Genomic DNA, 3022 nt, shown 5'->3' with positions numbered 1-3022 from the left:
CGCGGGTCAATCTTGCCCGCCGTCAGGCAGAAACTCCACTTATCGCGCTGTTCAGATTTGCGGGACCAGCTCAGTCGTGCGACTGGCGTTGAGTCCCGGCGAGGCGCACGACGTACGACTTGCCGGACGACTGCTCTCTCGCTTGAAGCCCGGGGTCAATGCTGCTTGCCGACCGGGGCTATGACGCCGACAGGATCAAGGAGCTTGCCATGAGGAAGGGAGCGTGAGCCAACCCGCAGAAAGGCAAGCGCAGCGATCCGATCTGCTTTAGCCCGCACCTCTACCGCGCTCGCAACCACGTCGAACGGTTCTTCAACGGGATCAAGCAATGCCGTCTGGTGGCGACGCGCTACGACAGCTTGCAGGAAGCTACCTTGCCTTCGTCCAACTCGCATCTATCCGCCGCGCGTTATGAACGCGCGCCCTAGTTCGGCTTGTGCGGTCTGCTCACGTATTTCCAGGCGCCATTGAGGTGCCCTCAGGCAGTCCGCCGGTACTAGGTGTGATTGCGACCTTAGTGGGCTGGGGGAGACTTGAGACGTTTGGGCTTAGGCTGAGATTTTTTGTGCGCCAGCCAACGCGCAAGCTGGTGGCAGGTTTAGTGGGGCAGTGCCAGCGCTCGCATGAAAGGTGGCCGATGTCACGAGGCCTAAATGCCGCAGCGGGATCTCTCCTGGGCGATCGTGACCGGGTCAAGGCCCAACATCACGTCGCGATTGATACCGAAATGGAGGCGATAGAGCCACCAGATTGCGCAGCAGCGGTCAAAATCGGAGAGTGCCCGAACGCGCTTTATTGCGGCTGCGACGCGCGCTATTGGGTTCATGACACGTCTCATCTGGAAACCCGTCCGTCTCGGGACCAGTGCTCTAAATTTTGTGAGTTCTTGTCGGTGACGGTCCGCTGTCGCGCGCCTGCGTCGGCAAAGGATTGGGAGCTGAGGTTCATGTTTGCCATGGACTCGACTCTTGATGAAAACACATATGTGTCCGACCTGTCCGTAACCTTACGATGCAAGTACTGCTTCCCCAAACACCCAGATTTGGTAGTGCCAATTGACAGCACTCTTATGCGATAGTTACGCGGTGGCGCGCGTTAGTTCGCAGACCCGATGCTTGTGCCTCGAACCGATCGGAGTCGATGGCGTTGGCTGCACCTCGGGAAACGGGGCAGCGCGGGTCCGGAGCCATGTGATATCGCCTCGACTTGTCGATGGCCGGTGGCCCATCCTGAGCTTTATTTGCGCCTGATGAACCCGCTCCTCGCGACTGGCCGTTAATTGGAGACGGTGCTCCACTGCGACTTCCTGCCGCTGTGGGGATGCGGTCAACGAATGTGTATTCGTCGATTGAACGACTCGCCGGCCGACCACCTAGCCGATTGGACACGCGATATAGCCAGGGCAGCAAAGCGGCCCGCCCACAACACGGGCCCGGGACGGTCGACAGCGCGTTGCGCAGCCTGTTGCGGCCTTCACGAATATTGAGACCAAGCGAATACGAATTTGGCGCGCACCGCCCACTCTCTGGGGAGCATCCTTCAACTGAGCAGACAATGCATTATCATGCTGTGCACGCACGCATGCTCTAAGCCCAATTTCCTGGTCGCGATGACCGGGTTCGAGGAAGTCTGTACTTGCCACGCCTATACCGCAGAGAAGATCCTTTGTGCCAGCCTTGGGAGTGATCGGTTTCATTTTGGGTGCGCGCGCTGTTCGGGCGGTCAGCGGCCGCCAGTGAGCATGGTCCGCAATCGGCAACGACAGCTGCTGTTCTTTTGTGAATTGCCGCACAGGTTTCGTCAGCTTTTGGAAAGCTAGCGTGAGTACAGAGCCGCTAGGGTTAGCGAGGCGTGGTAGAGACAGCGCTATTACCAGAATGGGACAGCGCCGAGTCACGTTCCTGCTAACCTCAATCTGCAGCGCAGGCGCGGCAGGGACAGCCCCCGATCCCGTCCCAACGGACCGGCGCCGAGTCGCGCCCGCGCTGCTTCCGGTGTCGGAGAAACGAGCCGCACTGTCGTGCTTTTTCAGGCGCGGACACCCGTCGCTTGTGCCGAGGAAGATCGACGACGTTAAATTTAGCGGCGCGCGTGGACTTTCAAGCGATCGCTTCCACACCTCCCGTCTTATCCCGCCAACATTTCCCGGGCTCTGACATGAGCGGCAGCGTGTAAGCCTTTTTCACGCAGCGGAGCGCTTTAGTATGCTGGGCATCTCCAATCTCTCCGTGAGGTGGCGGATCAGCGTAGAAAATAGCGGACGATCCAACCAATTCAGGTAGGTGATTGGCAGTCGTTCTCAGTCTACAACTTGGCAGCACCCTACAGGGCGGCAAAGTGTCAGGCTGGATACCGAAACGGGCAGGGCCGGCACTAAAGTTAGCGGCGCGTGGCAGGGACAGCGCTTTGCAGGGATTGAGCGCCGAGTCACGTCGCCGTTAACCTTTTTCGTCCCTGGCACCCTAGGGACAGCGTCGTCTTCGCAGGGTTGCCCACTAGTCCAGCTAGGCGCCCTGCGGTACTTCTCAAAAATACCACTTGGTAGCGCCGTAAGGGGCCTGCCCCTCACGGGAGCAAAGGTGGCCAGCTTTGGCTGACCACCGAGGCTTGCGGCATCTGTCAGGCACAGCGCTTTCACCGTTTCACTACCCGATGGCCGAGCCACCGGCTAGTTCTCGCTAGCATGCCGGCTATCAAGAGCTAGCATCGGATTTTTTATGGCGCCAGTCGCATCTGCGCTGCTCTCTCTGCAACAACTCTTTCCTGACACCCTCGTCGCTCTTGGCACCGCTCGGCAAATCGAAGTCTCTCAGCTGAGTGACCTTGTGGGATATGCCGGCCCGCGGCGTTCGAATGGTCCGGACAACGCCCAAGCCGAAACCTGTCAGCTAGCCTCAACCGCGCGCCGACTCCCAATTGGTTCGGGCTCAGACATCATGGGCAATGTGAGCTGGTCCCGCAAATCTGAACAGCGCGATAAGTGGAGTTTCTGCCTGACGGCGGGCAAGATTGACCCGCGAAT

General features: G+C 59.3%; 1 protein-coding gene and 1 pseudogene. Both read left to right on the top strand.

Annotation, left to right across the window (positions count from 1 at the left end):
- Positions 1-76: 76 nt before the first annotated feature.
- Positions 77-415: pseudogene (locus tag D6B98_RS39450) on the top strand (transposase); the annotation flags it as partial.
- A gap of 2302 nt (positions 416-2717) precedes the next feature.
- The coding region (locus D6B98_RS40645; protein WP_205680581.1) for a hypothetical protein at positions 2718-3022 on the top strand (305 nt) is incomplete at its 3' end.

The sequence above is a fragment of the Bradyrhizobium sp. LVM 105 genome, assembly GCF_003957705.1.
Taxonomy (GTDB): domain Bacteria; phylum Pseudomonadota; class Alphaproteobacteria; order Rhizobiales; family Xanthobacteraceae; genus Bradyrhizobium; species Bradyrhizobium frederickii.
The sequence above is the reverse complement of the archived record's forward strand: the minus strand, read 5'-3'. Positions and strand labels throughout refer to the sequence as shown.